Here is a 26,984-nt window from a genome sequence, read left to right on the forward strand (position 1 = left end):
AAGCGGGGTCGGCAGCGGTGCGTGGGAGCTGCCCACGAAATTACTGCCCACGATTTTCTACGCGCGTCAATCTCCTGCCTGGTCAGGCCGGGTGTCAAGGTTTCAGCCATGTACGGCTCATGACGGGACCGTGAACCGGGTGGCATGGGTGGAAATCCGTCTAGGCTGAGCTGTTGCCGGGTGTCACGGAGCGATCACCGGTTCTCGTGTGTCCGGAGGCGGCCGCGGTGCCCGGTACGCGTACTGCCAGCCCTTTTTGTTCGTGCTTGACTGCTCGTAGTGCCGTGGAGCCCTGGTTCACGGTGTCGTGGTGCCCAGGCGTCGAGGTGCCCGTCATGTTCGTCCGGAGGAGAAACCAGCCGATGTCAGACAGCTCCCCCCTGCCCCCGGTGCGGCTGCACTCCGAAGCGGAGCTGGCGCGGGAGGCGCTCGCCACCCCACTCCTCTCACGCGCAGCACGGCTGGCCCGCTGGGCCGGACCCGAGACGCGTGTGGGCGCCGGAGGCGAGTTGATCGACGAACAACTGCCACAGGCGGCCGCCGAGCTGCGCCTCACGGGCGAGGACGCGGCCGCCTTCGCGAGCGAGGCCTGGCGGGTGGCCGTCGACACCGGCCTCGTGGAGATCGTCGACGAGGAGGAGGGCACCGTCACCGCGGGCGCGGAGCTGCGGATGCTCACCTCCGGAGGGCCCCAGGACGTGCTGGGCATCTGGCTCGGGGCGCTGGAGACCGTACTGGCCGACGCGGCCGTGCCCGAGCTCGACGACCTCGTCGACGCCATGGCCGAGGGCGTCCCGGTCAACCTCTCCGAGCTGGACTGGGACCCCGAGGCGGAGGCGGAGTTCCTCGACGGGGTGCTCGGCAACCTCTACCTGCTGACCGTGAGCGAGGACGGTCCCGGCGACAGTCCGGTGCCGCTCCCCGCCCTGGCCGCCTCGGTGATCGTCCCCGACGACATGGGGGAGCCCACCAACGACGTGCTGGAGCAGGTGTCGGACGCGATGATGCGGCTCGACGACCAGTTCCGGCTGCTGGAGCCGGTCGGACTCGTCGCGTACCAGCCCGTCGACGAGGCGCTCATGACGGATGCGGAGGACGTCGCCCAAGGTGCCGCGGGGGAGGCCTCCCCGTCGCTCGACGACACCGACGTCACGCGCTACGGGATGGTGCGGCTCACCCCGCTCGGGCTGTACGGACTGCGGGCCAGGCTGCTGGAGGCCGGTGTTCCGGCGCCCGCGGTCGGGGATCTGGCGGACAAGGGCGCCGACGCGCTGCTGGACGGTACGGCCACCTTCCCGCAGGCGGCCGCCCAGGCGGAGACGGAGCAGTGGCTCGCCCGCCGCGAACCCCTCGCCGCGGCCCGTGAGTTGCTGGCGGCCGCGCGGGGCTCCGACCCGGGTGCCCCGCTCCGCCGCCTGCGCTGTCAGCAGGCCCTGACCCTCGTGGGTCCCTCGGTCGAGGCCGCGTTCCGTGAGGTCCTTGACGACGCGGAACTGGGCGGGCTCGCCCGGGTCTGGCTCACCGAGCACGGTGCCGCGGACGTGCCCGCGCCGCCCGAGTCCATGGTCTTCTGGCTGACCGTCGACACGGTGGCCGCGCAGCTGGCTGCCGAGGGGAACTCGGCGGAACTCCAGGCCCTCGTCGAGGGCCTCGCCCGGCAGCACAGCGGCTTCTTCAGCACGGCCTGGCGCGTCGACCACCCCGCGACGGCGGACGTCCTGGAGGCCATGGGCCGCCTCCACCCCGACAAGAAGGTCGCCAAGGAGGCCCGTAAGGCGGCGTTCAAGGCGAGGTCGCAGCGCGGAGAGTGAGCCGGGCCCGGGGGCAGGGGTTTTCCGCCCCCGCCGTCACGCCCCTCTACCCGTCCCACCCTCGGGGGCGTCGGGGGGTGAGATATGTCAGGGCAACGCCTCGGCGCCGTCCACCGTTCAACCGCCGTTCAGGCGCAAGCGGGACGGTGTGCCCACAACCGGGTCCGCCACCCTCCACGGCATCCTCCCCGTCACAGGAGACACCATGTCGCTCACCCGCAGGGACTTCGCCACACGCTCCGCGATCACCGGCGCCGGCGTCGCGCTCGTCGGCAGCGTCGGCTCCCTCGCCTCCGCTCCGAACGCCCTCGCGTCCACCGACACCGAGAGCGCGAGGGAGAGCACGGCGGACCGGCACGGCGGCGGAGTCGGGTACGGGCCGCTGGTCGCCGACCCCAAGGGCATCCTCGCGCTCCCCGCCGGGTTCACGTACGAGATCATCACCTACAGCGGTAAGACCAAGCTGGAGTCCGGTGAGTTCACCCCCTCCAACCACGACGGCACCGCCACCTTCCCCGGCCCCCGCGGCACCACCCTCCTCGTCAACAACCACGAGCTCAAGGGTCCCCGCAGCAAGTGGACGTACCCCGTGCCGCTCACCGAGGGACTCGTGTACGACCCGGCCGCGTCCGGCGGCTGCACGGTCGTCGAGGTCCGCCCCGACAGCCGGGTCGCCGAGTGGGTCGGCATCGCCGGCACCTCCACCAACTGCGCCGGCGGCAGCACCCCCTGGGGTACCTGGCTCACCTGCGAGGAGAACTCCGACAAGGCCGGCGTCAACGGCATGACCAAGGACCACGGCTACGTCTTCGAGGTCGACCCCGGCGACCGGCGCGCCAACCGCGACCCCAAGCCCCTGAAGTTCTTCGGCCGTTACGACCACGAGGCCGTCGTCATCGACCCCAAGCGCGGCCACGCCTACCTCACCGAGGACGCCTCCGGCCCCAACGGCCTCCTCTACCGCTGGACCCCGCCGAAGGGCTTCGACCACGGCCCCGGCAGGTTCCGTACGCTCGCCGACGACGCGGGCGTCCTCCAGGCACCCACGTGCTACGACTCCGGCGGCCGTTACGTCGACGACCTCTCCCGCGCCACGAAGATCGGCACGGTGTACGGCGTCGACTGGGTCGACGTCCCCGACCGCGACGCGAAGACCGTCGATGTGCGCAAGCAGTTCGGTGACGGTGAGGTCACCCGCGCCCGGAAGCTGGAGGGCATGTGGTGGGGCGACGGCGGCGCGTACATCGTGTCCTCGTACGCCCGTGAGGAGAGCCCCGTCCAGCACGACGGCCAGGTCTGGTTCTACGACCCCAAGCGCCGCACCCTCACGCTGAAGGTCCTGCTGGGCGTCAACCCCGACCCCGCTGATCCGTCGGCGGATGGCGCCTTCGACGGCCCCGACAACATCACCGTCTCCCCCTACGGCGGCCTGGTCATCGCCGAGGACGGCGAGGGCGTCCAGCACCTCTTCGGCGCCACCGACAGCGGCCGGACGTACCCCATCGCCCGCAACGACCTGAACATCGGCACCGAAGAGGAGCCGGAATACAGCGAGTTCACCGGCGTCACCTTCTCGCCCGACGGAAAGACCCTGTACGCCAACATCCAGACCCCCGGCATCATGCTCGCCATCACGGGGCCGTGGAAGCGGCAGAAGCGGTAATGCTGCCGGGCGGCAATTAATTCGTTCGCTGTGCCCGCGACCGTCCTTCTGTAGTGGTGCACGTCCAAGTGCGAAGGCAGGACCTGCTTCCACTGATACTGGGGTGGTCGCGGGTTCTAGTCCCGCCGCCGGTACAACGTGCCGGTATGGCTCAAGGGTTAGAGAGCATTAACGTCGGTTCCGCCGGCCTCTGGGCACCACAACTTCATGCACCTCCCGGTGCGCAGGCAGCGCATACTTCAGGACCGAATCAGAAATGGTACGGGTTCGAATCCCATCATCGGCCCAGGGCCGATGCGGCGGAATTGGAAGACCGGACGCGATGCGCCTCGCGGCCCGTACCGAGGGCATGGTCACCGACCGTTCCTAGAGACTGAGCGGGAGTGAGTCCTGTTGCCAGGACTCGTGCTCAGCCGGGCGCCCCGAACGGTGTTGGGCGTCCTGGTTCCCCGCGTTCGCTCCGCGTCCGGCGCGCACGGATCGTGTCCGTGGTCCGGGGATGCGGGGGCGGGGTCCCTCGCGCCCTGGGGTGTCCGGTCGGGCCTGGACGGTCCGATGCCCCTGCTCATCACTCCGGTGAGCAGGGGGCGGTGCCGTCCGTCGCCGGATCGGGTGCCCCAGGGCACGCCTGCCGATTGCCACGGCGGCAGCATCGTGGCGAGTGGTCTTGCGGTTCTTGCTGGTGAGGGGTTTCTGCCAGTGCTGGGCGCCCCATTTGCTGGTGTAGGCCGGATCGACGGCGACGATGGTGATGCCGAGTTCGGCCGCCATGCTGACGAGCCGGGCCCGCAGCCTGCTGACGGGCATGCCGGAGATCAGCTTGCGGAACCGCTTGCGGCGGCCGTGCTTCTCGCGGGTCTTCTCCTCCTGGAAGTCGAGGTCTTCGATCGCGATCGCGAGGTGGTGGCGTTTGGCCCAGTGCAGCAGGCGGATCAAGGCGTGGCGGACCTGGGCGTCGCGGTGGGCGGCGGTGCCCGTGAGGTCGTAGCCGAACCGTAAGGGCTGGCCGACCGGGTTGCCATGTTTGTCGAGGCGCCAGGCGGCGAGGTGGTCGGCGTTGGTGTCGACACCGACCAGGCCGCCCGTGCGGGCCGCCGCCAGGGGCACGGTCTTCACCGGGGGGATCGTCCACGACGCGGTGAGGTACCAGCGCCCGCGCAGCACGTCTTCGTGGATGCGGTAGGCGACGGCCCGGTTCGCGGTGAGGCGGTCGCGCCATTGCTCGCCCCGGTGCGCGAACGCCACCCTGGAGGCGAGCACGTACCGGCCGTGCGGGGCGTTGGCCAGGTGCGCCAAAGGGGCGGGGAGCTTGAGGGAGACCGCGCCGTCGGGGGTGACGCGGATGGTCTCGTTGCCGAACGGCTTCCCGGACTCGCCGTCGGCCTTCAGGAATCGCCGCTCGGCCCGCCACTGCTGCCGCCATTCCGGCTCGTTGAGCCGGGCGGTGTCCAGATAGTGGCGGGTGTTCAGCAGCCGTTTGCCGCCGCGCACCACGTGCACGACTCCGGCCTCCCGGTCGGCCCGCGCCACTTCCAGCCGGTCGGCCAGTACGTGCAGACGCCGGGTCTTGGCGAACCACTCCTGCCGGGTGCGGTAGCCGCCCGGAGCACGCTTGTTGCCCTTCTCCCCGACCGGGAGGGACAGCCGGTGGGTGATCGTCGCGATACCTGATTCGAGGCTCTGGATGTGGGCGAGCTGGCCGCGCCGGGCGAGCGCCCACTGGTCGTGGGTGGCCTTCGTGATCGACCCGGCCCAGCGAGAGGAGGACTCCTCGGTCAGGGCTCGCTTGCGCTGCGCCCACTGGTCGCTGTCGTGCTCCAGCCCGGCCCCGCAGCGGGCTTTCAGGTCCCGCGAGGCCAGCGTGCCCAGATGGTCGCCGACCAGACGCAGTACCTTCTCGTCCTCAGCGGTCAGGTGCTTGAGCCGGTCGTGGACCGCGACCCCGGACGGGCCGAGGGCCACGAATGGCGCCGCCAACTCCCGCAGCCTGGCCAACCCTTTCACCCCCGCCCCCGCGTCAGTCGAAGAGCCCTTCGCTCCGCCCAACGACCACCACCGGTAAAGGTCACCCATTCGACAGAGAAACCTCTGTTCTCTTGCCAGGCCCGTATGTGCCGCAGCCCGGACACTCACTCATGCGCACCAGAACACGCCCGTGCACAGTCAGTTGCCAGTAGTCCGCAACCCCCGTGTACGAGGGGAAGTCCATGGCCGGGATGATCGACCTGGTGACCCGGGGCGAGATCGTTCGCGACTCCACCGTGCTCTACGCCCACCTGGGCGGACAGCCCGCGCTCAACGCGTACAGCGCGCTGTTCTAGCCGGGCGCATCGCCCCTCCGCGTTCGGGGGCCCGGGGCATTGCCTTCGTGCTGACCCAGGGCCCCGTACCGCGGCAGCCGGATACAGTGCACAGCGTGTGGGCCGACAACCAGCAGCGGGAGCCGCGTACCGACCAGCCTGACGGCCCCCGCCGCCGGGCCACGATCCACGACGTCGCCCGGCTGGCCGGAGTGTCACGCCAGACGGTCTCCCGGGCGGTCAACGACAAGGGCGAGATCGACCCGGCCACGAAGGAGCGGGTGCTGGAGGCGGCCCGTCTGCTCGACTACCGGCCGAGCCGGTTCGCGCGAGGGCTCGTCCGCAAGGGGGCGGTGACGGCGGGCCTGGTGATCCCGGACCTGATGAACCCGTTCTTCCCCGAGGTGGCCGCCGGTGTGCTGGAGGCCGCCGAGCAGCGCGGCTGGCAGGTGGTGGTGTGGGACTCCCGCACCGACGACACCAGGGAGCGGGAGGCACTCGACGTACTGTCCCATCAGGCGGACGCGGTCGTGGGGTACTTCAAGAACGAGGACGAGGTCCTCGCCCGGCGCCTCGGCGGTGTGCCGCTGGTACTGCTGGAGCGAGGCCCGCAGCAGACCCGGTTCGCGGCGGTGGGCATCGACGCCGCCGCCGGCCTGGAGCAGGGCATCGCCCATCTGGTCCGCGCGGGACACCGCAGGATCGGCATGCTGGACGGCGACCGGCTCGACGCGCCCGGCCCCCGGCGGGAGGCCTTCCTGGCCGAGGTCCGGCGGCACGGCCTGTCCGTGGACGAGAGCTGGGTCGTGATGTGCCCCGAGCACAGCGTGGCGGGCGGCGAGGCGGGCATGGAGCGACTGCTGGACTCCCGGCCCGAGATCACCGCGGTCTTCGGTTTCAACGATCTGATCGCCATCGGAGCCATGCGTGCCGCCCGGCGCGCCGGGCGGCGGGTGCCCGACGACCTGGCCGTCATGGGCTTCGACGGACTCTCGCTGGGGGAGTTGGTGGAGCCCGCCCTGACCACCCTGCACCTCGACAAACGACAGCTGGGACGGCTCGCCGTCGAGCAGGTCGCCCGGCTGCGCGCGGGCGAGGAGCCGCTGAGCGGCGCGGATGCGTGGGTGCGGCCCGAGTTGGTGGTGCGGGGCTCGGCGTAGCGCCTTGTCGGCGGGTCCGGTCGGTTCGCCGTGTCTGCCCCGTCGCGGCCGGTGCTTGAGTGCGGGTTCGTTGTGGCTTGTCGCGCCCGCGCGGCGGAGCCGCATATCCAGAACAGCCCCGCGCCCCTGAAAGCCTGGGGCGTACCCGGCGTCACCCCCGCAGGCACCGTCGGGACGCTTCGGCGCATCCACCCGGAGTATCGATATGTCGGCCCATTGGCCTCAACACATCCACCACGTACGTCCCTTGACACTGGTTTTCGGCCGACCCGATACTCGACGGCAACGTTCACGTGAACGCTCACGAACCCCCAAGGCGCTGTCGGCCCGAGCCCGGATCCATCTGCCGACATCGTTGTCTTCCAGCTTCACCCACCCGTCAGCGGGCCCGAGGGCGCCATGCCCTGGCCGAGCCGTGCCCGGAAAGTGAGTGCGCGCCCATGGACCATCGAACGATGACCCGCAGAAGGCTGCTGGGGGTCTCCCTGGGCGGCGCGGGCGCCGCTCTCCTGGGAATGTCGGGATGCGGGGCGAGCAGCGGCTCGGCCTCCGCGGGCACCGACCACCTCAGCCTCTGGTACTGGAAGGGCGCACTCAGCGACAAACTGCTCGCCACCGCCAAACGCGGCGTTCCGGGTATGCCGGGGCTGAAGGTGCGGGGCTCGCAGATCCCCGACGGCGACATCGACTCCAAGGTGCGCACCAGCCTCGCCGCCCGCGCCTACGTACCGGACATCACGGTCGCGAACTCCGACAACCTCGCCACGTTCTTCCCCGACGAGAACGAGTTCCTGGACCTCAGAACGCTCGGCGCGGAATCGGTCCGGGACAGCTACCTCGACTGGAAGTGGGAGAGCTGCTTCACCCCGTCGGGCCGGATGATCGGCTTCCCCCTCGACGCCGGCCCCACCGCGCTCTACTACCGCAGGGATCTCTTCCAGAAGGCCGGACTGCCCCACGAACCGGAGGACGTCGCCGAGGAGATCCCCACCTGGGAGAAGTTCATCGCCGCCGGGCGGACGCTGCGGGCGAAGGGGCCCGGCAAGCCGTACCTGGTGAGCAACATCGGCAACGTCTTCCAGCAGGTTCTGCTCCAGAGCCCCAAGCAGTTCGTGGACGCGTACAACCGCTTCATCGGCGACCAGCAGCACATCCGGCGCGCCTGGGACCTCTCCGTGGAGCTCCTCCGCCAGCGGCTCAGCGCCGGGATCACGGACGGGACGCCCGACTTCAACGCGGCCATGAGCGGAGGCCGGGTCGCCACGATGACGACGGCGGTGTGGGCCATCAACGGCCTGAAGGACACCGCGCCGAAGACCTCAGGGACCTGGCGGCTGACCACCCTGCCGGACGGCCCGGCCAACTACGGCGGCTCGTACCTGACCCTGACCCGCTACTGCCGGGACCCGGAGGCGGCCTTCGCCTTTCTGAAGTGGCTGCTCAGCCCGGCGAACCAGCTCAAGAGCTACCAGGAGATGGCCCTGTTCCCCACCACCCCGGCCTCCTACGCCGACCCCGCGATGCACACGCCCGACCCCTTCTTCGGGGGTCAGCAGCCCATCGATGTCTTCGGCCCGGCCGCCCAGAAGGCCCCGGTCGTCTACTTCAGCCCGTACGAGGAGAGCGCCAACACCCCGTTCTTCCAGGAGCTGACCAACGTGGAAATGCTCGGCAAGAACCCCGACAGGGCCTGGCGCGACGCGGTGAACACCGCCGCGACCACGCTGTCCCGGCTGGGGGTGAGCTGACATGGCCACGGTTCTCGACCCCGCGGACGCGCCGGCGGCAGAAGAGCGGCGGGCCACCCGCCGCGGCCGGTCCACCGCCCCGGGCGGACGCAGACGGCATGTCCCGCCGATCCTCGCCGTCTCCCCGTTCTATGTGCTGTTCGCCGTTTTCGGCACCTTCCCGGTGGTCTACTCCCTCTACCTGTCCTTCCAGGACTGGGACGGCATCGGCGACATGCGGTTCGTCGGCCTCAAGCAGTACGGCTGGCTGCTCCAGGACTCGGTGTTCTGGCACTCGGTGCTCAACACCTTCGAGATCTGGTTCCTGGCCACGGTGCCGATGCTGTTCCTCGCCCTGGTGCTCGCGTTCCTGCTGCACTCGCAGGTCCGCTTCACCGGCGCGTTGCGGGTCGCGTACTTCATCCCCAACGTCACGTCGATGGTTGCCATGACCATCGTCTTCGGCTCGGTCTTCGCTCAGGCGGGCCTGGCCAACTCGGTACTGCGGGCCGTCGGGCTCGACGGTGTCGGCTGGCTGTCCTCGGAGTGGGGCATCAAGTCGTCCGTCGCCATCATGATCATCTGGCGGTGGGTCGGCTACAACGCGCTCATCTTCCTGGCGGGCCTCCAGGCCATCCCCACCGAGCACTTCGAGGCCGCCCGCGTCGACGGCGCGAACAGCTGGCAGACCCTCTTCCGGGTCGTGGTGCCGCAGCTGCGCCCGGTGATCCTCTTCGCCGCCGTCACGTCCACCATCAACGGCCTGCAGATCTTCACCGAGTCCCAGGTGCTCTTCCAGTCGACCGACGTCGGAACCACGGGCGGACCGGGCCAGGAAGGGATGACCATCGTGCTCTATCTGTGGCAGAAGGCCTTCAAGGAGCACCAGTTCGGCTACGGGGCGGCCATGGGCTGGCTCCTCTTCGCGATCATCGCGATCTTCACGATCATCAACTGGCGGCTGGTGTCGGGCTCCGACCGCGACGACCGCCGACCCGGCATCGCCGGTCTGCTGCGACGCAAGGGAGTCCGCAATGGCCGCTGACGAGAGGACGACCGGCAGCGCGGGCCTCGGCATCGGCTCCGGCAGCAGGCTCACCCGGATCTGTGTGCGGGCGGCGCTGCTCCTGGGCGTGCTGATCTCGCTGTTCCCCTTCTACTGGCTGGTGGTGATGGCTTCCGGCACCACCCAGGACATCTACCGCTACCCGCCCAAGCTCGTGCCGGGCCCGCACCTGCTGGACAACATGCGGCGGGTGCTCGACACCGTCGATTTCTTCGGCTCCCTCTTCAACACGATCGTCGTCGCTGTGCTCGGGACCGCGCTGGTGCTGTTCTTCGACTCGCTGGCCGCGTTCGCCTTCGCCAAGTACGAGTTCCCGGCCAAGAAGTTCCTCTTCGGGATGCTCCTGGTCACGTACATGATTCCCGCCCAGCTCTCCCTGGTGCCGCAGTTCGTCACCATGGCCGAGTTCGGGTGGGCCGGTTCACTGAACGCACTGATCATTCCCAGCGTGGCCAACGCCTTCGGTATCTTCTGGATGCGTCAGTACGCGCAGAACTCGCTGCCCGACGAACTGCTCGACGCCGGGCGGATCGACGGCGCCGGCTTCTTCCGGCTGTACTGGACGGTGGCACTGCCGCTGTTCCGTCCGGCCCTCGCCTTCCTTGGCATCTTCACCTTCATCGGCCTCTGGAACGACTACATCTGGCCCCTGGTCGTCATGATCAACCCGGACAAAGTCACCCTTCAGGTCGCCCTCGCGAACCTCAACACCCTGTACAACTCCGACTACTCCCTCGTGATGGCCGGGGCACTGATGAGTGTGATCCCGCTGATCGTGGTGTTCCTGATCGGGGCGCGGCACTTCCTGAGGGACCTGGCCGCGGGGGCGACGAAGATGTAGCGGTACGGCGACTCGGACCGCCGCGGCGGCACAAGTACGCGCCGGGCGCCCCCGCAGCGGGGGCGCCCCGGACGTCGTGGTGGGGATGGGGGCGGCTCAAGGGATGGCTAAAGGGCCTGGGCCGCCGGCTTCACCATCCCCTTCACCGTGCGGGACTTCACGAAGTCGCCCATGGCCGTCATCTCCCACTCGCCGGAGAACTGGCGGATCATCTTCGCCATCATCACACCGGTCTGCGCCTCGGCGCTGGTGAGGTCGAAGCGGACCAGCTCCTCGCCGGTCGCCGCGTCCAGGAGGCGGCAGTAGGCCTTGGCGACCTCGGTGAACTTCTGTCCGGAGAAGGAGTTGACCGTGAAGACCAGTCCGCTGACCTCCTGGGGAAGACGGCCGAGGTCGACCGTGATCACCTCGTCGTCACCTCCGCCCTCACCCGTGAGGTTGTCGCCGGCGTGCCGGACCGCGCCGTTCAGGATCTGGAGCTTGCCGAAGTAGCAGCTGTCGATGTGGTTGCGCTGCGGGCCGTACGCGATGACCGAGGCGTCCAGGTCGATGTCCTTGCCCCGGTACGCCGGCTCCCAGCCGAGGCCCATCTTGACCTGGGAGAGCAGCGGGCGGCCGGCCTTGACCAGGGACACCGTCTGGTTCTTCTGGAGGCTGACGCGCCCCTTGTCGAGGTTGATCTTGCCGGTGCCCGGGGGCGGGGTGGCGGGTGCCGGGGGCGCGGCCGGGGCCGGGGGTGCCGTGACGCGGGGGTCCATGGGCGGGGCGGCCGGCGCCTGAGCGGGCGCGGGTGTGGGGGCGGGGGCCGCCGGCTCCTCCACCGTCACGCCGAAGTCCGTCGCGATGCCCGCCAGGCCGTTGGCGTACCCCTGGCCGACGGCTCGGGCCTTCCACGCTCCGTTGCGCAGGTAGATCTCGACGACCACCAGGGCCGTCTCCGTGCCGAGCTGGGGCGGGGTGAAGGTGGCCAGGACGGAGTTGTCGTCCGCGTTGCGAACGGTCGCCGTGGGTTCGATGCCCTGGAAGGTCTGGCCCGCCGCGTCCGGGCTCGCGGTGACCACGATCTTCTCGATGCCCGGGGGGACGGCGGTGGTGTCGACCGTGATCGCGTCGGGGCTGGTGCCGCCGCCGGAGCGGTACGTCACGCCCGGGCCCTGGGGCTGGTTGTAGAAGATGAAGTCGTCGTCGGAGCGCACCTTGCCGTCGGCGGTGAGCAGCAGGCCCGATACGTCGAGCCGCACGGGGGCGGCGACGTCCACCGTCACGCGGGCGGTGGCGAGAGGGATGTTCGAGCCGGGGGTCATAGCTGTCATGCCCCGTGAACGATCCAGGTCGCTTTACCGTTCCCTTACCCAGGCTTGCCCGGGGGCCGTTCGGGTCAGTGGGGGTGTGGGGGGTGTGGGGGTTGTGAGGGTTGCGGGGTGCGGGCTGCTGGGCCCAGGGTTTCCTTCGCCCCCGCCGCCCCTACCCGTCCCATCCCTGGGGGCTGCGCCCCCAGGCCCCCGTGGTGGGGTGCTGGGGTGGGTGGGTTGTGTGCGGGTGAGTGGGTGTTTTGTCGGCCTGAACGGCCTCGTCCTCAAACGCCGGACGGGCTGGTGGTGTCTGGTGTCCGGCCTCGGCTGGAAGTCCGGAGCCGGAAGATCTCAGCCTCAGCCGGAGGAAGCCGACCCTGGCCGGAGGATGCTCGCCCTGGCCGGAGGGGCCTGCCGCGGGTGGAGGGGCCTGCCGCGGGCGGAGGGGCCCGGCCCGGTCGGAGGGGCCCGGCCCCGGTGAGAAGGTTCCGGCCCCGGCGGGAAGGTTCCGGCCCCGGCCGCACCATTCAGCCTCTCCGGCGTTTGAGGAGCGGGGGTCCGGGGGCTGGCCCCCGAAGCATGGGGTCCGGGGCGGAGTCCCGAGATACGAGGTCCGGGGCGGAGTCCCGAAATACGAGGTCCGGGGCGGAGTCCCGAAATACGGGGTCCAGGGCGGAGCCCCAGAGCCTGGGGTCCGGGGGCGCAGCCCCTTGGGCCGGGGTTGAAGGGGCGGAGCCCCTGGGATGGGACGGGTAGGGGCGGCGGGGGCGGGAAACCGCCCCCGACGCGCCCAACCGGCCCCCTCCCCTTACGGCACCACCACGATCTTCCTCCCCACCCCGGACGCGAACTGTTCCAGTGCCTGGGGGTAGTTCGTCAGGGGCAGGCGGTCGCTGATGAAGATCTCGGGGTCGAGGACACCCGCCGCGAACAACTCCGCCGCGCGCTCGAAGCTGTGCAGCACCGCCATCGAACCCGTGATGGTGATCTCTTGGTTATAGATGCGGTACGGATCGATCGTCACCCGGGTCGCGTAGTCGGCCACTCCGAACTGCAGGAACGTGCCGGCCTTGGCCACCCGCCCCAGTCCGTCCTGGATCGCGGCCGCGTTGCCCGTCGCGTCCACCACCACGTCCCAGCCCTGCGGCCGGTCCAGTTCGTCGGGGTTCGCCGCGGAGGACGAAACGCCCAGCTGCCGGGCCGTCTCCAGACGGGAGGCGTTCACGTCCACCACGTCCACACTCGCTGCCCCCGTACGCTTCGCGAGCTCCAGCATCATCAGGCCCATCGTCCCCGAGCCGTAGATCAGCACGTGCGCGCCCAGACGGGACTGGAGCACGTCGTAGCCGCGGACCGCGCACGACAGGGGCTCGATCAGGGCCGCGTCCTGGGTGCGGATGTGCTCGGGGAGCCGTACGCAGTTCGCCACCGGCGCCACCGCGTACTGCGCCGCACCGCCCGCCGTGGTCACCCCGATCGCGGCCCAGCGTTCGCAGAGGTTGTTGTGGCCCGTGCGGCAGTACCGGCACTCGTAGCAGTACAGCGACGGGTCCACCGCCACCCGGTCGCCGACCGACACCTCCGTGACCTGGGCTCCCACCCCGACCACCTCGCCCGCGAACTCGTGCCCCGGCACGATCGGCAGCTTCGGCGCGAACTCGCCCTGGAGAATGTGCAGGTCGGTACCGCACAGGCCGCAGGCCGCCACCTCGACGACGACCTCACGAGGACCGGGCGTCGGGTCCGGGACCTCGGAGACGACAGCCCTGCCCACGGACTCGATGACGGCGGCCTTCATTTCACGGCTCCCAACGACAGGCCCTGGACCAGTTTGTCCTGGGCGGCGAACCCCGCGGCGAGCACCGGCAGGGAGATGACGAGCGACGCGGCGCACACCTTCGCCAGGAACAGGCCCTGGCTGGTGATGAAGCCGGTCAGGAAGACGGGGGCGGTCTCGGCGACCACGCCCGTGAGCACCCGGGCGAAGAGCAGTTCGTTCCAGCTGAAGATGAAGCAGATCAGGGCGGTTGCCGCGATGCCCGGCGCCGCGATCGGCGCCACCACGCGTGCCAGGATCGTCGGAAGGCGCGCGCCGTCCAGGTGCGCGGCCTCGATGATCGCCACCGGCACCTCCGCCAGGAACGACTGCATCATCCAGACGGCGATCGGCAGGTTCATCGACGTGTAGAGGATGACCAGCAGCCAGATGTTGTCCAGGAAGTCCGTGTTCTTGGCGAAGAGATAGATCGGGAGCAGGCCCGCCACCACCGGCAGCATCTTCGTCGACAGGAAGAAGAACAGGACGTCCGTCCACTTCTTCACCGGGCGGATCGACAGCGCGTACGCCGCGGGCAGGGCCAGCAGCAGGACGCACAGCGTCGACGCCAGCGACGCCACCGTGGAGTTGATGAGTGCGGGCCACGGGCTCGCGCCGCCGCCCACGCCGAAGAACTCGCGGTAGCCGTCGAGGGTGAGGGCCGCCGCCCAGGACGGCGGGTTGGTCGCCGCGTCCGCCTCCGAGTGGAAGGACGTCAGTGCCATCCAGGCGATGGGGAGGAAGAACAGCAGGCCGATCAGCCAGGCGGCCACGCCGAGGCCGGCTCCCCGGATACGCCGGGAACGTACAGGTGCAGCGCTCGCGGTACTCATGCGCGGGACGCCTCCTCGCGGAACAGCGACGAGACCACGCGCAGCGCGAACGTCGCGATGATGATCGAACCGATGACGACGAGGACGCCCGCGGCCGAGGCGAGGCCGTTCTCGTGGGCCTGGTAGAAGGTCTGGTAGACGGTGTAGGGGAGGTTGGCCGTGCCGAGCCCTCCGGACGTGATGGTGAAGACCGCGTCGAAGTTCTGCACGATGTAGATCGAACCAAGCAGGGCGCCGAGTTCCAGGTAGCGGCGCAGGTGCGGCAGTGTGAGGTGGCGGAAGATCTGCCAGTCGCTCGCGCCGTCCACGCGGGCGGCCTCGATCTGCTGGTGGTCGCGGCTCTGCAGCCCGGCCAGCAGGATCAGCATCATGAACGGCGTCCACTGCCAGATCAGGGAGGCCTCGACCGCGAGCAGCGGGGTGTCGGAGATCCAGTCCGGCTGCGGGCCGCCGACGTAGTGCAACAGGCCGTTGAACAGGCCGTATTCGGGGTTGAAGAGCACATGCTTCCAGAGCAGGGCCGCGGCCACCGGGACCACCAGGAAGGGGGCGATCAGGAGGGTGCGGACGATGCCCCGGCCTCGGAAGCGGCGGTCCAGGAGGAGGGCGAGGCCGAGGCCGAGCACCAGGCTGGCCAGGACCACGGTGACCGTGAGGAGGACCGTCGTCCAGACGGAGCGGCGCAGGTCGGGGTCGGTCAGGACCTGTTGGTAGTTGGCGAGGCCCGCGAAGCTGCGGGCGTCGGGGTAGAGGGAGTTCCAGTCGAAGAAGGAGATCACCAGCGTCGCCACGAACGGCAGCTGGGTCACGACGATCATGAAGATCAGGGCGGGGAGGAGCGGGCCCCTGGTGGCCCAGTCGCGCAGGCGGGACGCGGGTTTGCCCGCCGTCTGCGCGGGCGCTGTGGCCATCGGGGCTGTCGTGGTCGCGGTCATCGTCCCTCGTACTCCTCGGAGATCCGCTCGGCGAGTGCTTGCGACTTCTTCAGGGCCGACTCGACGGACTGGCGTCCGGCGATGGCCGCGCTGATCTCCAGGGAGACCTTGGTGCCGAGGTCGGTGAACTCGGGGATGCCGACGAACTGGATACCGGGCGCGGGACGCGGCTGCACCCCCGGGTCGGTGGGCCGGGCGCCCTCGATGGCCTCCTTCGTCATCTCCTGGAAGGCGGAGGCCTCCTTGACGTAGGCCGGGTTCGTGTAGGTCGACGCCCGCTTGCCCGCGGGCACGTTGGACCAGCCGATCTGGTCGCCGACCAGCTGCTCGTACTCCTTGCTGGACGCCCAGGAGACGAACTTCCAGGCCTTGTCGGGGTTCCGGGACGCCTGCTGGATGCCCCAGGCCCAGGTGTAGAGCCAGCCGGAGGACTTCGTCTCCTCGACCGGCGCCGGCGCGTATCCGATCTTGTTCTTGACCGGGGACCCCGCGGCCTCCAGGGAGCCGGCCGCGGACGTGGCGTCGTACCACATGGAGACCTTGCCCTGGGTCATGTTGTTCAGGCACTCGGCGAAGCCGGCCTGGGCGGCGCCGGACTCGCCGTGCTCGCGGACGAGGTCGACGTAGAACTTGGTGGCCTTCTCGAACTCGGGGGAGTTCAGGCGGGCCGTCCAGTCCTTGTCGAACCAGGTGCCGCCGAAGGTGTTGACGACGGTGGTGAGCGGGGCCATCACCTCACCCCAGCCGGGAAGTCCGCGCAGGCAGATGCCCTTCATGCCCTCCTCGGCCCCGTCGGCCTTCGCGGCGAGGTCCGCCACCTGCTGCCAGGTGGGCTGCTCGGGCATGGTCAGCCCCTTCTCGGCGAACACGTCCTTGCGGTACATCAGGAAGGACGACTCGCCGTAGAACGGCTGTCCGTACGTCTTGCCGTCGTCGCCGGTCAGGGACTGGCGCATCGGCCCCAGGATGTCCTTCTGGTCGAAGGCGGCGTCCTTGGCGACGTACGGGTCCATCGCGCGCAGCCAGTCGTTGCGGGCGTAGATCGGTATCTCGTAGTTGCTGAGCGTGGCTACGTCGTACTGGCCCGCCTGGTTGGCGAAGTCCTGGCTGATCTTGTCGCGGACGTCGTTCTCCGGCAGCACGGTGAAGTTCACCTTGATGCCGGTGTCCTTGGTGAAGTGGGCGCGGGTGAGCTTCTGCAGCTCGACCATCTGCGGGTTGTTGACCATCAGCACATTGATGGAGTCGCCGCCGGAACCCGTCCCGCCGGCTCCGGTCCAGCAGCCGGAGAGCAGCGGGGCGAGCAGCGTCCCTGCGGCGGCCGCGACAAATACGGTGCGCGGCCTCCGTCGGCTCGGGATTCGCATGGATCGCTCCTGGGCGTATGGGGAGAATGGGGGGATAAGGGGTGAAGGTGGGCGCGGGAGTGCCCTGGGGGTGTCGGTTTGGTTTTCGTACGAAGGTGGGCGGGGTCGGTTCGGTTTTCAGACTCGTATGACCTGGGGTCCCAGCAGCGAGTAACGGTGGGCCTCGGACGCGGGCAGCAGCGTGCTCGTGACGATCGCCTCCAGCGCGCCGATGTCCGCGAACCGGCAGAAGCTGACCGCGCCGAACTTGGTGTGCACGCCGGCGAAGACCGTGCGCCGGGCGGCCCGGACGGCCTGGGTCTTGACCTCGCTGACCGCGGGGTCGGGGGTGGTGAGTCCGTGGTCGCGCGAGATGCCGTTGGCGCCGATGTACGCCAGGTCGATGACGAACCCGGAGAGCATCTTCGTCGTCCAGTGGTCGACGGTCGCGAGGGTGCCGGGGCGCACCCGGCCGCCGAGGAGCAGCACGGTGGTGTTGCCTGCCTCCGCGAGTGCTCCCGCGGTGGCGAGGGAGGCGGTGACCACCGTCAGTGGCCGGTCCCTGGGCAGCGCCTCGGCGATGAGCTGTGGGGTGAAGCCCTCGTCGACGAAGACCGTCTCGGCGTCCCCGAGCAGTTCCGCCGCCGCGGTCGCGATCCGCCGCTTCTCGGGGACGTGGCTGGTGGCGCGGAAGGCGAGCGTCGTCTCGAACCCGGCGCTCTCCACGGGGTAGGCCCCGCCGTGGGTGCGGCGGACCAGGCCGTGGTCCTCCAGGGCTCGCAGGTCGCGCCGTACGGTTTCCCTGGCGACGCCCAGTTCGGCGGCGAGCGTGGTGACGTCGACCGATCCCGCGCGGCGCGCGGCCTTGACGATCTCGCGCTGTCTTTCTTCCGCGCTCATGGCCGACACCTGCTCTCCCTGCTAAACGGCAGCTCCGTTGCTGCCCGTTCGGGCCCGGTAGGACCCATGGGGGAAGTTCTACAGCCGGTGTGCGTCGCTGACCAGGCTTGTTGCGCGCCCGATGGTGCCCGGCTGTGCCCGTTTCACGCGGTGGTTGCCCGGCTGGGACCTGGGGCGTGCGTGAGATCGGGCAGGAGCGGTGCCCGAATGCCGGGGCGGGCGGGCCCGTTCGGTGCCCGCCCGCCCCAGGAGCGCCTCTCGTCACGGCGCCGGTACGGCTGGATTGCGTGCTTGCGGCCGTTCGGCCGGGTCAGTACGGCCAGATGGGCGGTTCGCTCACGAAGTGGCCGCCGAGGTAGGCGTGCGCCACGTTCTCCGGGTCGAGCTCGCCCTGCTCGGCGATCAGCTTCTCGGCGTACGGCTCGGAGTCGTCCCGCGGTTCGTAGCCGAGGGCCCGGGCGGTCGTCAGGTCCCACCACAGGCGGGTGTTGGCGGAGGAGCCGTACACGACGGTGTGCTCCACGTCCTCGGCGGTCAGGGCCGCGTGGAAGAGGCGGGCGCCGTCCTCGGGGCTCATCCAGACCGACAGCATGCGCACGCTCGTGGGCTCCCTGAAGCAGGAGCCGATGCGTACGGAGACGGTCTCCACGCCGTGCAGGTCCCAGTAGAGCTGGGCGAGGTCCTCGCCGAAGGACTTGGACAGGCCGTAGAAGGTGTCGGGGCGGTGCGGGGTATCGACCGGGATCAGCGCGCCCGCATCAAAGGGGGCGTCACCCCGGGGGCGGGGCGTGAAGCCGACGGCGTGGTTGGAGGAGGCGAAGACGATCCGCTCGACCCCCTCTTCGCGGGCGGCCTCGTACAGGTTGTACGTCCCCTCGATGTTCGCCTTCAGGATCTTCTCGAAGGGGGCTTCCAGGGAGATGCCGGCGAGGTGGATGATCGCATCGACGCCCCGGACGGCCTCGCGCAGGGCGTCCCGGTCGGCGAGGTCGGCGATGACCGCGTCCGGCTCGCCCTCGATGGGGCGCACGTCGAGGAGGCGGAGTTCGTAACCGTACTCCGGGAGCAGTTCCCGCATCAGGGTGCCGAGTCCGCCGGCGGCGCCGGTGAGCAGAACGGTGCGGGGAGCGGGCATCCTCGGGTCTCCTTGAATCACCGGAAGCGCGGTGCGTATCAGCCAGAGCGGTGTGTATCAGCCAGAAGTGCGTTGTGCGCATGTGCATACCGCATTCACATTCATGGACACGCTAGGGAGTTGTGGTCTCGTGCGTCAAGAGGGGCGTGAAGGCGGGGAATCCGCTGGTGTGTCGCGGGTTGGCGCGCTTGACCGGCCCGAAGGGGGCGGCTTAGCGTAGGCGAGTTCAGAAATATGGACGCTGATCAGAAACATGGATCAGAGACATGGACCTGGGAGAGCCCGTGACCTCAGCCCCCCTCGCCGCTCGGCTCAGCATCCCCAGCGGGCCGCTCTTCTTCCCCGTCACGGCCTACGGCCCGGACGGCGCGGTCGACCTGGACGCGTACCGCACGCACGTGCGCCGGGGTGTCGACGCCGGGGCCGCCGCCGTCTTCGCCTGCTGCGGCACGGGTGAGTTCCACGCGCTCACTCCCGAGGAGTTCCACGCTTGCGTACGCGCCGCCGTCGACGAGACAGCGGGCCAGGTGCCCGTCGTGGCGGGCGCGGGGTACGGGACCGCGCTCGCCGTGCGGTACGCGCGGCTCGCCGAGGAGGCCGGGGCCGACGGGCTGCTCGCCATGCCGCCCTACCTCGTGCAGGCACCCCAGGAGGGCCTGCTGCGGCACTACCGCGAGTTGTCGGCGGCAACCCCGCTGCCGCTGATCGTCTACCAGCGCGACAACGCCGTCTTCACCCCCGGAACGGCGGTCGAACTCGCCCGCACCGAGGGGATCATCGGCTTCAAGGACGGCCTCGGCGACCTCGACCTGATGCAGCGCATCGTGAGCACCGTACGGAGCGAGGTCCCGGGCGAGTTCCTGTACTTCAACGGCCTCCCGACAGCCGAACTGACGGGGCTCGCCTACCGGGGCATCGGCATCACCCTGTACTCGTCCGCGGTGTTCTGCTTCGCACCGGAGATCGCCCTCGCCTTCCACCGGGCGTTCACCTCGGGCGACGACGCGACGGCGGAACGCCTCGTGGACGGCTTCTACCGGCCGTTCGTCGAACTGCGCGCCCAGGGACGCGGCTACGCGGTGTCCCTGGTGAAGGCCGGGGTACGGCTGCGCGGACTCGACGTGGGCGAGGTGCGGCCGCCTCTGCACGAACCGACCGAGGATCATGTCAAGCAGCTCGCGCAACTGATCGAGCGCGGGTACGCGCTGCTGTGAACCAGGCCTGGAGGAGGACATGGTGAAGGCGTCGGCGTTCGTCTACCCCTGGGACGTCAACGGGGACCCGGCAGCCGGGGAGTTCATCGCGGGGCTCGGAGTGCGGCAGGCGACACTCGCCTCCGCGTACCACTCCACGCGCGCGCTCACACCCCGGCACCCCCGGCACCGGATCGTCACGGCCGAGCACGCCGCCGTGCTGTACCCGCCGGACGAGGCACGCTGGTCGGGGCGACGACTGCGGCCGTACCGCGCCGGGGAGTGGGCGCCCGGCGACGCGTATGCGGACGCGGCCGAGGCGCTGGCGGCCGCCGGCCTGGAGGTGCACACCTGGGTCGTGCTCGCGCACAACTCCCGGCTGGGCGCCGAGTTCCCGGACACCTCCGTGGTCAACGCGTACGGCGACCGCTACGTGTGGGCGCCGTGCGTCGCGCAGCCGGAGACACGTCAGTACCTGGTGGACCTGGCCGTCGAGGCGGCGGTACGGCCGGGGGCGCGGGGAACGGAGCTGGAGTCGCTGGGCTGGTACGGGCTCGCTCACCTCCACGCGCACGACAAGACCGGTGGGGTGGCGCTCGGCGACGCCGGGCAGTACCTGATGTCGCTGTGCTTCTGCGGGACGTGCCGCGAGGGGTACGGCGCGCAGGGGCTTGACGCCGACGAGTTGGCGGCGGCCGTCCGGGACGCACTGGAGCCGGTGTGGCGGGGCGCGCCCGACGACGGGGGCTGGCCGGCGGTCGAGAAGCTGCTCGGGGAGGGCAGGGCGGCGGGCACGCGCGCGTGGCGCGACGAGATCGCCCGCACGCTCCAGGAGGCGGCGGTCACGGCCGTCCGGACCGCCGCGCCCGAGGGCTTCCAGGTGCTGCTGCACGCGGACCCGGTCACCCACCACGTGGGCGCGAACGCGGGCGTCGATCCCGCGCACATCCTGTCCGTCGCGGACGGCGTGGTCGTGCCCTGCGCCGGCGGGCCGGGGCTGTTGACACCGTTCGCGGAGCAGGGGCGCGAGGGGGCGGTCCTGGCCGCGAACTTCCCCGTGGTGTCCGGGATGGGCGGGAGCCCGGGGACGCTCGGGGCGGACGCGGCCCGTGCGGCCGAGCTCGGGGCGACCGAACTGCGGCTGTATCACGCGGGGTTGGCGTCGGACGGAGATCTGGCGGCGGTGCGGGAGGGGCTGTCGGGGTTGGAGTGAGGCCTGTCACGGCACCGACGGGCGGGTCACCGGCCCGTCGGTGACCCGGAGGCGTCGCAGGTGCCATGCCGGCAGGAGGGTGGCCAGCCCCAGGCCGGCCAGCAGCGCCTGGAGATCCACCAGTTCGACCAGACTCGCGCCCACCGCCAGACCGATCGCGGTGGGCGCGAAGAGCAGGGTGTTGGCGGTGGCGGCCACGCGCCCCAGCAGCGGCCCGGGAGTTTCCCGCTGCACCGCCGTGAGCGCCGCGATCAGCACGCACGGCAGGCCCGCCCCCACCGCCGCACCGGCCCCCAGGGCCACCGCGTCGGACGGGACCGCCCGCAGCCCCACCGCGACTGCCGTGAGCGCGATCCCGCACGCCGCGAAACGCCGTTCGCCGAGGCGCCGGATCAGCGGACCGGAGACCAGCCCGACGGCCACGGAGCCCACGCCCTGGGCGACGGACAGCACACCGGCGTACGCGGGGGAGCGCCCGAGACCGTCGACGACGGCGTAGACCGTGGCGCCGTTGACGCCCGAGAGGAACATCGTGGCGCCGCCCGCCAGTACCAGGGGGCGCAGACCCCGGTGGACCCGGAGGAAGCGGGCGCCCTCGGCGGTCTGCGCCCGCCAGCCCGACGTGGGCGGTTCGGGTTTGGGCTCGTGGACACGCACGCACGCGTACAGCGCCGTGGCCAACACGAACGTCACCGCGTCCAGCAGCGCCACGGCCGCGCCGCCGTACGCCGCGTAGATCCCCGCCCCGGCCAGCGGGGCCACCAGCTTCATGCCCTCGTTGGCCGTCATCCGCAGACCGTTGAAGTCGCCGAGCAGGGACGGGGCGATCGCGCCGACGACCAGCGCCGCTTCGGCAGCGTCGTGGACGACGCCCGCCGCGCCGTACACCATGAGCACCGCGAAGAGGAGCCACAGGCTCTCCGAGGAGTCGACGGTGAAGAGGGTGAGGAGGAGCGCCGCCAGGGCGAGGTTCGTCCGGATCAGGAGCGGCTTGCGGCGGGTGCGGTCGGCGAGGGTGCCGAGGAGGGGGCCGAACAGGGTCGGTGCCCACATGGCCAGCATGGAGAGCGCGGCAAGCCCGTTCGACCCGGTGAGGTCCTTGACCCAGATCCCGGACGCCAGCCAGAGCGCGGACGTGCCGAAGCCGGAGACCACGACCCCGGCCAGGTAGAGCCGCGCGTTGCGGTCCCGCAGGACGCGTGCCAGGGGCCGTGCCGACGTGCTCGCACGGGATGTCCTCGTCGTCATGCACGGTCATCGTGGTTCTAAGGCCCCGGTACGGGGATCGGGCAGGTGCCCTAGTAGCGCCGTGGACGGCACGGCCGCCGGCGTCGGGCGATGAGTTTCGCGTACGGCGGCGGTCTACCTCCCAGAAGGGCGGAGAGCCCCCTGCGGAACCGAACCTGAGGAGATGCGCATGACCGACAACACGACTCTCGACCTCGGCCCGCAGGCCTGGATCGTGGCGCGCCTCGCCGAGGAAGTACGCGACGAGCAACTCGGGGGTGTCACGCCCTGCCCGGAGTATCCGGTGCGCAACCTGCTGGGGCACGTGGCCGGGCTGGCCCTCGCGTTCCGGGACGCGGGCCGCAAGGAGCTGGGCCCCACCACCGACACCAACCCCGGTGCCGCTGTGCCGGACATCGAGCCCGGCTGGCGCACGACCCTGCCGAAGGTCCTCGACGAGATGGCCGAGGCCTGGCGTGACCCGTCGGCCTGGACCGGTGAGACCAGAGCGGGCGGGGTCCCCCTGCCGGGCGCCGTCGCCGGAGCCGTCGCGGCCGACGAACTCGTCGTGCACGGTTGGGACCTCGCCCGCGCCACGGGCCAGGAGTACGAGCCGGACCCGCACGCCCTGGAGGCGGCGTACGGCTTTCTCCTGGCCGCGGCCGACGACCCGAGCCGGGGCGGCGGGATCTTCGGCCCGGTCGTCCCCGTACCGGACGACGCGCCGCTCCTCGACCGGGTGATCGGACTCAGCGGGCGCGCCCCCGACTGGCGGCCCTGACCAGGGTGCTCTCCCGGGTGACACACGGCAGAATGCGTGCCGAGTGGCAGTACGGGACGGGGGTGGGGCATGTCGGGGGCGGGGCGGCGCGGCCGGTCGCGTGGTGAGCTGATCCGGCAGCGTACGCAGGCACGGTTCGTCGGCCGGCGGGCGCAGTTGTCGCTGTTCGCGGAGAACCTGGCGAAGGATCCGGAGTCGGCCGAGGACCCGGCGGAGTTCCTGTTCCACGTACGCGGTGTGGGCGGGGTGGGCAAGTCCACGCTGCTGCGCCAGTGGCAGGAGGCGGCACGGCGGGCGGGCGCGGCGACCGCGGTCGTGGACGAGAGCGACGTCCACGGAGTGCAGCAGGCGCTGGCGGAGCTGGCCCGGCAACTGGCCGAGCAGGCTGGACCGTTCAAGGAGTTCGACAAGGCGGCCGAGCAGTACCGCCGGGAACAGGAGGCTGCCGCCGAACCCGTGCCGGGGGAAGGCGAAGCATCCGTGTCGAGCCGGGTGCTGACCCAGGCCGCGCTGGGCGGCGCGTCCTCACTGATCCCGGGGGCCGGGGCGGTGACCGCGATGGTGAACCCGGACACCGCGGCCCAGGGGCTGGACCGGCTCCGGGCCGGCGCCCGGGCCAGGGGCCGTCGGGGGCGCGCGGGCGACGCGGCCGTGAACCGGGCGTTCGTCTCCGAACTGGAGCGGCTGTGCGGCCGCTACCCGTGGGTGGTGCTGTTCCTCGACACCTGGGAGCAGACCGGACGGTACCTGGACGGGTGGCTGCGGGACCTGCTGACGGACACGTTCGGTCCGCTGCCGCTCAACGTGATGCTGGTGCTCGCCGGGCGTGACGAGCTCGCCGAACGGGAGTGGGGTCCGCTGCGGGCGATGGTGGCGGACGTACCGCTGGAGGTGTTCAGCGCGGCGGAGACGCGGGCGCTGCTGACCGCACGAGGGGTGACGGAGCCCGACGCGGTGGACGCGGTCGTGCGACTGTCGATGGGGCTGCCGCTGTTCGTGGAACTCCTGGCGCTCACCCGGCCCGGAACGGCCGAGGACGTCGACGCCGACGGGGACGCGGTGGACAGGGCCGTCGCACGGTTCATGGAGGGGATCAGGGACGACCGGCAGCAGCAGACGGTGCTGGCGTGCGCGCTCGCGCCACAGCTGAACGAGGACATCTTCGCCGTCGCCGCGCCGCGGGAGGGGCAGGAGCTGTGGGGGTGGCTGTGCGAGCAGCCGTTCGTCAGCGGTCGCGGCGACTTCAAGCAGTACCACGCCGTGGTGCGGGCGAGCATGGTGCGCCAGCAGCGCACCCGTTCCCCCCAGCGCTGGACCACGGCCCACCTCCAGCTGGCGGCCGCCCACGGCACCTGGCGCACCGAAGCCGAACAGGGCCTGCCCGAAGCCAGGCGCTGGGGCGACCCCCGGTGGCGTCGGCACCACCTGGACGAGACGTACCACCGGCTGTGCGCGCACCCCTCCGCCCAGCTGTCGGCCGCCCTGGGGCAGGCCGTCCATGCCGCCGGAGAGGGCAGGGAGATCCTGCAGCAGTGGACCGACAGGCTGGGACAGGCGGCCCGCGACACTGCCGATCCGGCTCTCCTCTCCTGGGCCGAGCGCCTCCGGCACGCCGTCGCCGACGGCGAACCCTGCCTCGCCGCCCTGACGGTCCTGTTGACCCATGGCGGGCTGGACACGACCGCGCGTGCCTGGGCGTATGCCTACCGAGGCAGACACCTCTATCTCGTCGACCGCGACGACGAAGCCGTGACGGAACTGGACCGGGCCGTCACGATCGACCCGGGCAACGCCCGTGCCTGGGGCTACCGTGGTGACGCCCACTGCTGGCTCGGGAACCTCGACCAGGCGGTCAGCGACCTGACGACCGCTCTGGAGCTCGACCCCACCTACGCCTGGGCCCTCGCCGAGCGTGGGGAGGCCCACCGGCAGGCAGGCCGCCACGGCGAGGCCGTCGCCGACCTCACGGCCGCTCTCGACCTCGACCCCACCCTCTTCTGGGCCCTCACCTTCCGCGGAGAAGCCCACCGCGCGGCGGGCCGCTTCGACGAGGCCGTCAACGACTTCACCGCCGCTCTGGACCGCGAGCCCGAATTCGCCGCAGAGGTTCTCTCCTACCGCGCCGAGGCACATCAGCAGGCCGGTCGCTACGACGAGTCCGTCGCCGACTTCACGGCCTCGCTGGAGCTCGACCCCACCTACGCCTGGGCCCTCGCTCAACGCGGGCGGTCCCACCGGGCCGCCGACCGCTACGACGAGGCCGTCGCCGACTTCACCGCCGCTCTCCAGCTCAAACCGGACCTCGCCTGGGCGCTTGCCGAACGCGGGGCGGCCCACCAGCAGGCGGGTCGGCATGACCAGGCCGTCGCGGATCTCTCCGCCGCGGCGGAGCTCGATCCCCCGTACGCCTGGGCCCTCGCCCACCGTGGCGAAACCCATCGGCTGACCGGCCGTTTCGAGGAGGCCATAGCCGACTTCACGGCCGCTCTCGTCATCAATCCCGCTTACACCTGGGCCCTCGCCCACCGTGGCGAGACGCACCGGGAGGCAGATCGCTTCGACGAGGCCGTGGCCGACTTCACCGGTGCGCTGGAACTGGACCCCAGCTGGGACTGGGCCCTCGCGTCGCGTGGTCAGGCTCATCGGGAGGCCGGCCGCCTGGACGAGGCCGTCGCCGATCTGTCCGCCGCCATGGAACTCGACCCCGTGTACGACTGGGCTCTCGCCGAGCGCGGGGAAGCTCATCGGCAGGCAGGACGCTTCGAGGAGGCCGTAGCCGACTTCACGGCGGCGCTGACTCTCGACCCCGCCTATACCTGGGCCCTTGCCCGCCGTGGGGAAGCGCACCGGGAGGCAGATCGCTTCGACGAGGCCGTGGCCGACTTCACCGGTGCACTGGCCCTGGATCCCGGCCTGGTCTGGGCTCTGGCAACGCGTGGTCAGACTCATCGGCAGGCCGGTCGCCTGGACGAGGCGCTTACCGACCTCACAGCTGCTCTCGACCGCAGCCCGTCCTACGCCTGGGCCCTCAGAGAACGCGGAGTGGTCCATCGACAGGCCGGTCGCCTGGACGAGGCGGTCGCCGACCTCACGGCTGCTCTCGACCTCAACCCGTCCTACGCCTGGGCCCTCGCGGAACGCGGGGAGGCCCACCGGCAGGCCGGCCGCTGTGAGGAAGCCGTCAACGACTTCACGACCGCCCTGGATCACGACCCGACCCTCCTGTGGGCCCTCGGCGGACGAGGTATGGCTCACCGGCAGGCGGGCCGGTACGCGCGGGCGCGTGATGACCTGGAGCAGGCTCTCGCGTCCGAGCCCGATGATCTCGGCTTCCTGTTCGAGAAGGCCATGCTGGACACGGTGACGTCGGGACTCGCTGGATGCGTGGACCAGTGGAGCGCGCTGTTCGCAAGGGTGACCGAGTCGCTGGACGAGGACGAGATCAGGCTCGCGGAGCTGTTCCGGGCGATCCTCCTCGAAAGGGAGGACACCGTCGCCGAGGCGACGGAAGCCTTCCTCGACGGAGGTCCGGACGCCGACATCGTCATGGACCTGGTCCACTACCTGGACGAACTCTCCGGTGTGAACGGCGCGCCAGCCGACCGGGCAGAGGAGTGCCGCCGACTCGTCGAGGCTCGCACCGCCGCCTGAAGGGAGGTGGGCGGACGCGCGGTTCGGCATGTGCGGTGAGTTGCAGTGGCGCACAGCCATCGCGAAGGCAAACGGTGCGAGCGCCTCGTTGTCG

The 26,984-nt window shown here is 70.8% G+C and carries 19 protein-coding genes and 1 pseudogene; 11 read left to right on the forward strand and 9 right to left on the reverse strand.

Translation table 11 applies throughout. The features are described 5' to 3' along the window. Positions 1–362 precede the first annotated feature (362 nt). Entirely contained in the window at positions 363–1,811 is a 1,449-nt protein-coding gene (locus E0500_RS33645; protein WP_131568531.1) for a hypothetical protein, read from the forward strand. Between the two features lie 205 nt (positions 1,812–2,016). Beyond that, positions 2,017–3,474, forward strand: coding sequence for an alkaline phosphatase PhoX (locus E0500_RS33650; protein WP_131568529.1), 1,458 nt, complete (start codon positions 2,017–2,019; stop codon positions 3,472–3,474). 366 nt (positions 3,475–3,840) lie between these two features. Here the strand turns inward: E0500_RS33650 and E0500_RS33655 are convergent, their stop codons facing one another. Next, complete coding sequence (locus tag E0500_RS33655) at positions 3,841–5,469, reverse strand: IS200/IS605 family accessory protein TnpB-related protein (protein ID WP_181587319.1); 1,629 nt, start codon at positions 5,467–5,469, stop codon at positions 3,841–3,843. Between the two features lie 191 nt (positions 5,470–5,660). Here E0500_RS33655 and E0500_RS33660 point away from each other — a divergent pair. From E0500_RS33660 to E0500_RS33680, 5 genes and pseudogenes are all read left to right on the forward strand, one after another. Next, a pseudogene (locus tag E0500_RS33660) lies at positions 5,661–5,795 on the forward strand (aminocyclopropane-1-carboxylate deaminase/D-cysteine desulfhydrase family protein); the annotation flags it as partial. 95 nt (positions 5,796–5,890) lie between these two features. Then, a complete protein-coding gene (locus E0500_RS33665; RefSeq protein WP_131571730.1) occupies positions 5,891–6,934 on the forward strand; it encodes a LacI family DNA-binding transcriptional regulator in 1,044 nt (347 codons plus the stop codon). 455 nt (positions 6,935–7,389) lie between these two features. Beyond that, a complete protein-coding gene (locus E0500_RS33670; RefSeq protein WP_131571733.1) occupies positions 7,390–8,682 on the forward strand; it encodes an ABC transporter substrate-binding protein in 1,293 nt (430 codons plus the stop codon). A 1-nt stretch (position 8,683) separates the two neighbouring features. Then, complete coding sequence (locus E0500_RS33675; protein WP_131571736.1) at positions 8,684–9,706, forward strand: carbohydrate ABC transporter permease; 1,023 nt, start codon at positions 8,684–8,686, stop codon at positions 9,704–9,706. Beyond that, entirely contained in the window at positions 9,696–10,568 is an 873-nt protein-coding gene (locus E0500_RS33680; RefSeq protein ID WP_131571738.1) for a carbohydrate ABC transporter permease, read from the forward strand. Before E0500_RS33675 ends, E0500_RS33680 begins: the two co-directional genes overlap by 11 nt. 107 nt (positions 10,569–10,675) lie before the next feature. On the opposite strand, the gene E0500_RS33685 is transcribed toward E0500_RS33680, so the two are convergent. The 7 genes from E0500_RS33685 to E0500_RS33715 form a co-directional block, all read right to left on the reverse strand. Continuing rightward, positions 10,676–11,872, reverse strand: a complete 1,197-nt coding sequence (locus E0500_RS33685) for a TerD family protein (RefSeq protein WP_181587466.1) — start codon at positions 11,870–11,872, stop codon at positions 10,676–10,678. 796 nt (positions 11,873–12,668) lie between these two features. Further along, entirely contained in the window at positions 12,669–13,658 is a 990-nt protein-coding gene (locus E0500_RS33690) for a zinc-dependent alcohol dehydrogenase family protein (protein WP_131570667.1), read from the reverse strand. Continuing rightward, positions 13,655–14,509 (reverse strand): carbohydrate ABC transporter permease, encoded by an 855-nt coding sequence (locus E0500_RS33695; protein WP_131570669.1) that lies wholly within the window; start codon positions 14,507–14,509, stop codon positions 13,655–13,657. Before E0500_RS33695 ends, E0500_RS33690 begins: the two co-directional genes overlap by 4 nt. Beyond that, a complete protein-coding gene (locus E0500_RS33700; RefSeq protein ID WP_131570671.1) occupies positions 14,506–15,444 on the reverse strand; it encodes a carbohydrate ABC transporter permease in 939 nt (312 codons plus the stop codon). Before E0500_RS33700 ends, E0500_RS33695 begins: the two co-directional genes overlap by 4 nt. Further along, entirely contained in the window at positions 15,441–16,811 is a 1,371-nt protein-coding gene (locus E0500_RS33705) for a sugar ABC transporter substrate-binding protein (RefSeq protein WP_131570673.1), read from the reverse strand. The genes E0500_RS33700 and E0500_RS33705 overlap by 4 nt, the downstream gene beginning before the upstream one ends. 117 nt (positions 16,812–16,928) lie before the next feature. Then, positions 16,929–17,699, reverse strand: coding sequence for a DeoR/GlpR family DNA-binding transcription regulator (locus E0500_RS33710; protein WP_131570675.1), 771 nt, complete (start codon positions 17,697–17,699; stop codon positions 16,929–16,931). A 301-nt stretch (positions 17,700–18,000) separates the two neighbouring features. Next, positions 18,001–18,825 (reverse strand): NAD(P)-dependent oxidoreductase, encoded by an 825-nt coding sequence (locus E0500_RS33715; protein WP_131570677.1) that lies wholly within the window; start codon positions 18,823–18,825, stop codon positions 18,001–18,003. Between the two features lie 266 nt (positions 18,826–19,091). On the opposite strand from E0500_RS33715, the gene E0500_RS33720 reads away from it, so the two are divergent. Both E0500_RS33720 and E0500_RS33725 read left to right on the forward strand, forming a co-directional pair. Beyond that, positions 19,092–20,039 (forward strand): 5-dehydro-4-deoxyglucarate dehydratase, encoded by a 948-nt coding sequence (locus E0500_RS33720; RefSeq protein WP_131570678.1) that lies wholly within the window; start codon positions 19,092–19,094, stop codon positions 20,037–20,039. A gap of 22 nt (positions 20,040–20,061) precedes the next feature. Then, a complete protein-coding gene (locus tag E0500_RS33725; RefSeq protein WP_131570684.1) occupies positions 20,062–21,231 on the forward strand; it encodes a hypothetical protein in 1,170 nt (389 codons plus the stop codon). A 6-nt stretch (positions 21,232–21,237) separates the two neighbouring features. On the opposite strand, the gene E0500_RS33730 is transcribed toward E0500_RS33725, so the two are convergent. Next, on the reverse strand, positions 21,238–22,479 hold the full coding sequence (locus E0500_RS33730; protein WP_131570680.1) for an MFS transporter: 1,242 nt from the start codon (positions 22,477–22,479) through the stop codon (positions 21,238–21,240). Between the two features lie 169 nt (positions 22,480–22,648). Between E0500_RS33730 and E0500_RS33735 the strand changes: the two genes are divergently transcribed. Further along, positions 22,649–23,239 carry a TIGR03086 family metal-binding protein gene (locus E0500_RS33735; RefSeq protein WP_131570682.1) on the forward strand — a complete coding sequence of 197 codons (591 nt, stop codon included), beginning with the start codon at positions 22,649–22,651 and terminating at the stop codon, positions 23,237–23,239. Between the two features lie 69 nt (positions 23,240–23,308). Then, a complete protein-coding gene (locus tag E0500_RS33740) occupies positions 23,309–26,890 on the forward strand; it encodes a tetratricopeptide repeat protein (protein ID WP_181587320.1) in 3,582 nt (1,193 codons plus the stop codon). Positions 26,891–26,984: the final 94 nt, after the last annotated feature.

The sequence above is a fragment of the Streptomyces sp. KM273126 genome, from assembly GCF_004337435.2.
GTDB lineage: Bacteria > Actinomycetota > Actinomycetes > Streptomycetales > Streptomycetaceae > Streptomyces > Streptomyces acidicola.

Coding starts and splice junctions, on each gene's coding strand:
- E0500_RS33645 (WP_131568531.1), top strand. CDS start 363: ATGTCAGACAGCTCCCCCCTGCCCCCGGTGCGGCTGCACTCCGAAGCG.
- E0500_RS33650 (WP_131568529.1), top strand. CDS start 2,017: ATGTCGCTCACCCGCAGGGACTTCGCCACACGCTCCGCGATCACCGGC.
- E0500_RS33670 (WP_131571733.1), top strand. CDS start 7,390: ATGACCCGCAGAAGGCTGCTGGGGGTCTCCCTGGGCGGCGCGGGCGCC.
- E0500_RS33675 (WP_131571736.1), top strand. CDS start 8,684: ATGGCCACGGTTCTCGACCCCGCGGACGCGCCGGCGGCAGAAGAGCGG.
- E0500_RS33680 (WP_131571738.1), top strand. CDS start 9,696: ATGGCCGCTGACGAGAGGACGACCGGCAGCGCGGGCCTCGGCATCGGC.
- E0500_RS33685 (WP_181587466.1), bottom strand. CDS start 11,872: ATGACCCCCGGCTCGAACATCCCTCTCGCCACCGCCCGCGTGACGGTG.
- E0500_RS33690 (WP_131570667.1), bottom strand. CDS start 13,658: ATGAAGGCCGCCGTCATCGAGTCCGTGGGCAGGGCTGTCGTCTCCGAG.
- E0500_RS33695 (WP_131570669.1), bottom strand. CDS start 14,509: ATGAGTACCGCGAGCGCTGCACCTGTACGTTCCCGGCGTATCCGGGGA.
- E0500_RS33700 (WP_131570671.1), bottom strand. CDS start 15,444: ATGACCGCGACCACGACAGCCCCGATGGCCACAGCGCCCGCGCAGACG.
- E0500_RS33705 (WP_131570673.1), bottom strand. CDS start 16,811: ATGCGAATCCCGAGCCGACGGAGGCCGCGCACCGTATTTGTCGCGGCC.
- E0500_RS33715 (WP_131570677.1), bottom strand. CDS start 18,825: ATGCCCGCTCCCCGCACCGTTCTGCTCACCGGCGCCGCCGGCGGACTC.
- E0500_RS33720 (WP_131570678.1), top strand. CDS start 19,092: ATGGACCTGGGAGAGCCCGTGACCTCAGCCCCCCTCGCCGCTCGGCTC.
- E0500_RS33730 (WP_131570680.1), bottom strand. CDS start 22,479: ATGACGACGAGGACATCCCGTGCGAGCACGTCGGCACGGCCCCTGGCA.
- E0500_RS33735 (WP_131570682.1), top strand. CDS start 22,649: ATGACCGACAACACGACTCTCGACCTCGGCCCGCAGGCCTGGATCGTG.
- E0500_RS33740 (WP_181587320.1), top strand. CDS start 23,309: ATGTCGGGGGCGGGGCGGCGCGGCCGGTCGCGTGGTGAGCTGATCCGG.